General features: G+C 71.0%; 5 protein-coding genes. 1 reads left to right on the top strand and 4 read right to left on the bottom strand.

Annotation, left to right across the window (positions count from 1 at the left end; translation table 11 throughout):
* Nucleotides 1–204: 204 nt before the first annotated feature.
* From DY218_RS04700 to DY218_RS04710, 3 genes are all read right to left on the bottom strand, one after another.
* Complete coding sequence (locus DY218_RS04700; protein ID WP_128554628.1) at nt 205–954, bottom strand: N-acetyltransferase; 750 nt, start codon at nt 952–954, stop codon at nt 205–207.
* Nucleotides 955–1042: 88 nt separating this feature from the next.
* A complete protein-coding gene (locus tag DY218_RS04705; protein ID WP_128554629.1) occupies nt 1043–1576 on the bottom strand; it encodes a GNAT family N-acetyltransferase in 534 nt (177 codons plus the stop codon).
* Between the two features lie 71 nt (nt 1577–1647).
* The gene (locus DY218_RS04710; protein WP_128554636.1) at nt 1648–2553 is read right to left on the bottom strand and encodes an SCO6745 family protein; all 906 of its coding nucleotides are present in this window, start codon (nt 2551–2553) and stop codon (nt 1648–1650) included.
* 152 nt (nt 2554–2705) lie between these two features.
* Between DY218_RS04710 and DY218_RS04715 the strand changes: the two genes are divergently transcribed.
* Nucleotides 2706–3341, top strand: a complete 636-nt coding sequence (locus DY218_RS04715; protein WP_128554630.1) for a TetR/AcrR family transcriptional regulator — start codon at nt 2706–2708, stop codon at nt 3339–3341.
* A 54-nt stretch (nt 3342–3395) separates the two neighbouring features.
* Here DY218_RS04715 and mfd read toward each other — a convergent pair whose 3' ends face one another.
* Nucleotides 3396–6932, bottom strand: coding sequence for a transcription-repair coupling factor (gene mfd / locus DY218_RS04720; RefSeq protein WP_128554631.1), 3537 nt, complete (start codon nt 6930–6932; stop codon nt 3396–3398).
* Between the last annotated feature and the right edge of the window lie 243 nt (nt 6933–7175).

Raw genomic sequence — 7175 nt, forward strand, 5'->3', positions numbered from 1 at the left:
AGGCAGTGGCTGCACGTTCGGCCACTGATTCGACCAACGATTCGGCGGGAGTTGGGGGCACGGTGAAGAGGTGGGTGCTTGTGGGGGGGGGGTGGGTGGGGGCCCCCCCCCCCCCCCCCCCCCCCCCCNGGGGGGGGGGGGGGGGGGGGGGGGGGGGGGGGGGGGCGGGGGGGCCCCTCCCCCTCCCCCTCCCTCCCCACCCCCTCACACTCGGTGCCTCACCCACACGTTCGGCTCCACATACACCGCGTAGTCGCGCTCCGGCTCGCAGTGGACGGGGACCAGGGCCCCGGGGACCTCCACCTCGCCCGGCTGGTCGAAGGGCAGTCCCGTCCACTCCCGCCACTGCCCCACCGAGGCCGCGACGCACATCGAGGTCGGGGCGACCTTGTCGATCACGCCGCCTGCCCGTACGTGCACCCGCAGCCACGGGTCGTGCGGCAGCCCGTCCTCCGGCCTGATCCGGCGCGCGTACTCGTGTATCGAGGCGTGCGGCTCCCGGTGTTTGGCGCTGGGCCGGACCGGGGCGACCACCTCGCCGAACCCGCGCGCCCGTGCGCTCTCCCGCATCGCGCTCAGCATCACGCCCGAGATTCCGCTGCCCTGCCGCCCGGCGGCCACGGTGATCTCGATGGCGCTCACGGTGTCCGGGGCGACTCCCTGGCGCAGGTCCGAGAACGCCCACATCAGGGCCTGGTCCCATCCTCCGTCGGGCAGTTGTCCATCACGTCCTCTCTTGTGCAGGGCGAACGGCACGCTCAGCGCCCTGGCCACCAGCTCGCCGTCCGGGTCGGTCGCCACCAGGACGTACTCCGGCAGTTCGGCGACGATCCGTCCGAAGTGCGACCAGCCGACCGGGTCGTTCTGGATGTACTCGGGCCAGTTGTCGGACATCTGCCACATGGGCCCCTGGAGTTCCGGCCGGGTGGCGAGGGTGGTGATCTCGAGCTCCATGGCCCGCACGCTATCCACCCGCTCGGTACGAGAACACTGCATTGCCCGGGCGCTCCGCCGTCTGATCAGCGTGCCGAACGTGGGTGGGTCAGAGCCGTCTGGTGTTGAACAGGGTGGTCCCGTGCAGCGCGTCCACTTCCTTTCGATCGGTCTCGGTGAACCCGACCTTGGCCAGCACGCGGCGCGAGGCGGTGTTCCAGTCCCAGACCGTGGCCCACAGACGCTCGTATCCGGATGCTCTCGCCCAGTCCAGTACGGCCGTCGCGGCCTCGGTCGCATATCCCTGTCGCCATACTCGGCGCAGCAGTTCGAAGGCCAGCTCCGGTTCCGCTGCCGGTCCTCGCCCGCTGTCGACCAGCCCGCAGTATCCGATGACGTCACGAGAGGTCTTTCGTTCGACCGCCAGCAGTCCGGTCGACCACACGGGTTGGGTCCGGATCGCATCCTCGAGCTCCGCGACCGTGGGGTGTCCGTCCGCGTCGATTCGGCGGTGCGGCGGTACTCGCGGATCGCGTTCGGTCCACAGTTCGTGCTGGACGGGGGCCTCGGCCACCCGCCAAGGTCTGAGCAGAAGGCGACTCGTCTCGAGCTCGATTTCGCTGCCAGGTGTGCCAACGGTCATGGCAGCAACCGTCCCACCACCGGCCGTCGACGGACGCTGTCCTCGGGGATCGGCGGAGCCACGCCGGTGAGTCAGATCTTGCCTATGCCCAGGGTGTTCTCGGAGGGGAGGAGGCCGGAGGTGATGACGGTGAGCCAGAAGTCGCCGAGGAGGTCGGCCAGGCGGGCCGTACGGTCCGGGCCGAGGGCGGTCCAGGGGCCGGCCGCGAGTATGTCCGTGCGGTGCTCGACCTCGTCCCGCAGCCGGTGGCCGTCGTCCGTGGCGACACCTGATGGGTCCAACAGGCCGCGCGCGGTGAGGCGTTCACGTGCGGATGTCCATTCGGCGCTGCTCCAGCCCCGGCTTTCGAAGCGTTCCGCGGGTGCCGCTCCGATCGCGGCGAAGGACACCAGCGATTCGACGGGGTCGAGTCGGGCGGCGAGGAGTGCGGCGAGGTGGCCGTCGCCGCGCTGCTCCCGCAGGATCGTCGCGGCCTGCCAGAAGATCAGGTGGGGTGATTTGGGCCAGGGCAGGACCGCGTTCGCCGCGGCGAGTGGGCGGCCCGCGGTGTCGGCGGACTCCGCGGCTGTGCGGGCGAGTTGGGCTGCCTCGGTGAGGGCGGGTGCCTCGATGTGCTTTCCGAACAGTGCGCGGTAGGTGCGGTCGACGGCGGTCAGCCGGCTGTCCAGGATGCGCTCCGGTCGGGCCACGGTCCAGGCCTTGGGGATGTGTTGGGCGACCATGTGCGGGCTGAAGCTGTAGAAGGCGGAGGTCACGCGCTGTGCGCCGAGGGCTCCGAGTGGCGCGGCGCGCCAAGCGAAGTAGCTCGGCCAGCGCTCCTCGACGTCGAAGCCCAGGGTCGCTGCCTCGTCGAACGCCTCGGGTGCGTAATACAGCACCGCATGCAGTGGCTCGAGCAGATGCCACATCTGCCGTACGCGGGCTCTGTCGATTTCCGGCTCGAGTGCCTGGTACTCGGTGTGGTCCAGCTCCGGCATGACGTACTCCCCCTCGGTCTCGGTCTCGATGCGGTTGGCGGTCACGGGTTGGGACTGTCCGCGGTCGGCCATCGACGACGGATCTTGACAGTGACAAGATTGCACGATCACGGGGAACTTGTCAATGCCTAGATTCTTCGTAGGGTGATCCCATGCCACGTTCCGAGGAATCCGCCGATCCGGACGCGTCCCCCGACCGGGGCGCCGACTCACCCGAGTCGCTTCAGCGCCCCTACCACCATGGCGATCTGCGCAGATCGATACTCGCCGCGGCCCTCGAAGTGATCGCCGACCAAGGGCCCGCCGCACTCAGCCTGCGCGACCTGGCCCGCCGGGCGGGCGTCTCGCACGCCGCGCCCGCGCACCACTTCAGGGACCGCACCGGGCTGCTCACCGCGATCGCAGCGGAGGGCTACGCGCTGCTCGCCGAGACCTTGTCGGCGGCGGACGGACTGCGCGAGGCGGGCGTGCGGTACGTACGCTTCGCGCGCGAGCACCCGGCGCATTTCGTGGTGATGTTCCGGCCCGAGCTGCTGCGCACGCAGGACCTGGAGCTGGCCACCGCGCAGGCGCTCGCCTCGCACAGCCTGCGCAGCGCCGTCGGCTCCGTACCGGCCGAGGAGCGTGGCGAGGACGCGCGCCTCGCGGGTGTCGCCGCCTGGTCGCTCGCGCACGGCTTCGCCACGCTGCTGCTCAGCCACAATCTGGACGACGCGGTGGGCGAGCGGGACCCGGAGGACGTGTTCCGGGCCCTGGGCGAGATGCTCTTCCGCTCCGCCGGATCCTGAACGCCGAAGCCACCGCCGAGACTCGCCCGCCTCACGGCCCCAGGATCGCCCGCCTCACGACCCCAGGATCGTGGTGAGGAACTCGCCGACCCAGGCGAGCAGTTCGCGGCCCGTCAGCGGCTTGCCGCCGACCTTGGCCGTCTTCGGGCGTGGCACGAGGAGCTGGTGGTTGGCCGGTTTGATGACCGTCCCGGGGTAGAGGCGCTTCAGGCGCAGCTCCTGGGACTCCCTCAACTCCACGGGCGCAAAGCGGATGTTGTTGCCCTGCAGCACGATCTCGCCGACGCCGCAGGCGCGCGACAGCATCCGCAGGCCGGCCACCAGGAGCAAGTTCTCCACCGGCTCGGGGAGCTTGCCGTAGCGGTCGGTGAGCTCCTCGCGTACGGCCTTGACGTCGTCCTCCGTGTTGGCGGAGGCGATGGACCGGTACGCCTGCAGGCGCAGGCGCTCGCCGGGTGCGTAGTCGTGCGGTACGTGGGCGTCCACGGGCAGTTCGATCTTGACCTCGAGCGGCGGCTCCTCCTCGACGCCGCCTTCCAGCGAGGCGCGATAGTCGGCGACGGCTTCACCGACCATGCGGACGTAGAGGTCGAAGCCGACACCCGCGATGTGGCCGGACTGCTCGCCGCCGAGCAGATTGCCCGCTCCGCGGATCTCCAGGTCCTTCATCGCGACGTACATGCCGGCGCCCATCTCGGTGTGCTGGGCGATGGTCGCGAGCCGCTCGTGCGCCGTCTCGGTGAGCGGCTTCTCCGGCGGGTACAGGAAGTACGCGTAACCCCGCTCGCGGCCGCGGCCGACGCGGCCGCGCAGCTGGTGCAGCTGGGACAGGCCGAAGTTGTCGCCGCGCTCGACGATCAGGGTGTTGGCGTTGGAGATGTCGATGCCCGATTCGACGATCGTGGTCGAGACGAGCACATCGAACTTCTTCTCCCAGAAGTCCACCACGACCTGTTCGAGCGCCGCCTCCGACATCTGGCCGTGCGCGGTGGCGATGCGGGCCTCGGGGACGATCTCGCGCAGGCGGGCGGCGGCGCGGTCGATGGAATCCACCCGGTTGTGGATGTAGAAGACCTGGCCCTCGCGCAGGAGTTCGCGGCGGACCGCGGCGCCGATCTGCCGCTCCTCGTACGGGCCGACGAAGGTGAGGACGGGGTGGCGTTCCTCCGGCGGGGTGGTGATCGTCGACATCTCGCGGATGCCGGTGACCGCCATCTCCAGGGTGCGCGGGATGGGGGTGGCGGACATGGTGAGGACGTCGACATTGGCGCGGAGCTTCTTGAGCTGCTCCTTGTGCTCGACGCCGAAGCGCTGTTCCTCGTCGACGATGACCAGGCCGAGGTCCTTGAACTTGGTCTCCGACGAGAACAGCCGGTGGGTGCCGATGACGATGTCGACGGAGCCGTCCCTGAGACCCTCCAGAGTGGCCTTGGACTCGGTGTCCGACTGGAAGCGGCTGAGCGCGCGCACATTGACCGGGAACTGCGAGTACCGCTCGGAGAACGTGCCGAAGTGCTGCTGCACCAGGAGCGTCGTCGGTACGAGCACGGCGACCTGCTTGCCGTCCTGCACCGCCTTGAAGGCGGCGCGCACGGCGATCTCCGTCTTGCCGTACCCGACGTCGCCGCAGATCAGCCGGTCCATCGGGACCGACTTCTCCATGTCCTCCTTGACTTCGGCGATCGTGGTGGCCTGGTCGGGCGTCTCGATGTACGGGAAGGCGTCCTCGAGTTCGCGCTGCCAGGGGGTGTCGGGGGCGAAGGTGTGGCCGGGGGCCGCCATCCGGGCGCTGTAGAGCTTGATCAGGTCGGCGGCGATCTCCTTGACCGCCTTCTTGGCGCGGGCCTTGGTCTTCGTCCAGTCGGCGCCGCCCAGGCGGTGCAGGGTGGGGGCCTCGCCGCCGACGTATTTGGTGATCTGTTCCAGCTGGTCGGTCGGGATGTAGAGGCGGTCGCCGGGCTGGCCGCGCTTGGCGGGGGCGTACTCGACGACGAGGTACTCGCGGGTGGCGCCCTGGACGGTGCGCTGCACCATCTCGATGTAGCGGCCGACGCCGTGCTGCTCGTGGACGATGTAGTCGCCCGACTCCAGGGTGAGCGGGTCGATGGTCTTGCGGCGCCGGACGGGCATCCGGGCGCCTTCCTTGCCGGCCGCCTTCTGGCCGGTGAGGTCGGTCTCGGTGAGGACGGCCAGCTTGAGCGCGGGGTCGACGAATCCGAAGTCGATGGAGCCGCAGGCGACATGCACGACGGAGGGGGAGATCTCCGCGAGGTCGGCTTCGAGGCGGGCCGCGATGCCCTCGGTGCCGAGCACCTCGACGGTACGGGCGGCGGGGCCGTGGCCCTCGGTCACGAACACCGTGCGCCAGCCGTCGGCGAGCCAGCCCTTGGTGTCGGCGAGGGCGCGGGCGGTGTCGCCGCGATAGGTCTCGGGCGCGTGCATGCCGAGCTTGAGGGTGTCGGCGGCGCCTTCGGCCTCCTCGTCGGCGGCGAACGGCGAGACGGACCACCACATCATCCCGAGCTCGCGGGCCCGGTCGCGGACGTCGGCGATGCCCCACAGGGAGGCGGCGTCGACATCGATCGGGGCCGCGCCGCCGCCGGCGGTGGCCGCCCACGAGGCGTGCAGGAACTCCTGGGAGGTGGCGACCAGGTCGGCGGCCCTGGTGCGTACCCGCTCCGGGTCGCAGACCACCGCCATGCTGTCCTCGGGCAGTACGTCGAGGAGGAGCTCCATGTCGTCGACGAGTGCGGGGGCCAGGGACTCCATGCCTTCGACGGCGATGCCTTCGGCGATCCTGCCGAGCAGTTCGCCGAGCTCCGGGTGCCGCTCGGCGAGGGACGCGGCGCGCTCCCGTACGGCGTCGGTGAGCAGGAGCTCGCGGCAGGGGGGTGCCCACAGGCCGTGTTCGGCGATCTCCAGGGAGCGCTGGTCGGCGACCTTGAAGTAGCGGATCTCCTCGACCTCGTCGCCCCAGAACTCGATGCGCAGCGGGTGTTCCTCGGTGGGCGGGAACACGTCGAGGATGCCGCCGCGTACGGCGAACTCGCCGCGCTTCTCGACCAGTTCGACTCGGGCGTAGGCGGCCGCGGCGAGCGCCTCGACGGTCTCCTGGAGGTCCGCGCTGCCGCCCTGGCGCAGGCTCACCGGCTCCAGGTCGCCGAGGCCCTTGACCTGCGGCTGGAGTACCGAGCGGATGGGGGCGACGACCACCGACACTGGGCCGGTCTCGGGATCGTCGGCGGAGGGGTGGGCGAGGCGGCGCAGCACCGCGAGGCGGCGGCCCACGGTGTCGGACCGGGGTGAGAGGCGCTCGTGCGGCAGGGTCTCCCAGGACGGGTACTCGACCACCGACTCCGGGTCGAGGAAGGAACGCAGTGCGGCTGCCAGGTCCTCCGCCTCGCGGCCCGTGGCGGTGACGGCGAGCACCGTGCGCCGGGTCTCACGGGCCAGGGCGGCCACCGCGAAGGGGCGGGCGGCGGGCGGTCCGACCAGGTCGACGTGCATCCGGTGCCCGTCGGACGCGGCCTGGACCGCCTGGTGAAGTGCCGTGTCCTTGACGACGGCGTCGAGGAGACCGTGCAGGCTCATGAAGGCTTGTCCGTCCGGGGTAGCGGGTGCGATGCGGATGCGGTGCCGGTGACAACGCAAACGGCCCGACACGTCGAACGGGCCGGGGTCTCCAGCCTACGTCCACGGTGTGACAGCGCGCGCCGACACGGTGCGGTGCGTGGGCCCGGGGCTGCCGGTACGGGTGCGGGCCCCGGCGGTTTCCCGCCGGGGCCCGTCCCCCGGGGGCGCGCCCCTCGCGCCCCGCTCCCCCGTTCCCCCGTT

This window comes from Streptomyces triticagri, assembly GCF_003429565.1.
GTDB classification, from domain to species: Bacteria; Actinomycetota; Actinomycetes; order Streptomycetales; family Streptomycetaceae; genus Streptomyces; species Streptomyces triticagri.

Excerpts from the sequence above, each read along its gene's own strand:
- mfd (WP_128554631.1), bottom strand. The coding sequence starts at position 6,932 with ATGAGCCTGCACGGTCTCCTCGACGCCGTCGTCAAGGACACGGCACTT.
- DY218_RS04710 (WP_128554636.1), bottom strand. The coding sequence starts at position 2,553 with ATGCCGGAGCTGGACCACACCGAGTACCAGGCACTCGAGCCGGAAATC.
- DY218_RS04700 (WP_128554628.1), bottom strand. The coding sequence starts at position 954 with ATGGAGCTCGAGATCACCACCCTCGCCACCCGGCCGGAACTCCAGGGG.
- DY218_RS04705 (WP_128554629.1), bottom strand. The coding sequence starts at position 1,576 with ATGACCGTTGGCACACCTGGCAGCGAAATCGAGCTCGAGACGAGTCGC.
- DY218_RS04715 (WP_128554630.1), top strand. The coding sequence starts at position 2,706 with ATGCCACGTTCCGAGGAATCCGCCGATCCGGACGCGTCCCCCGACCGG.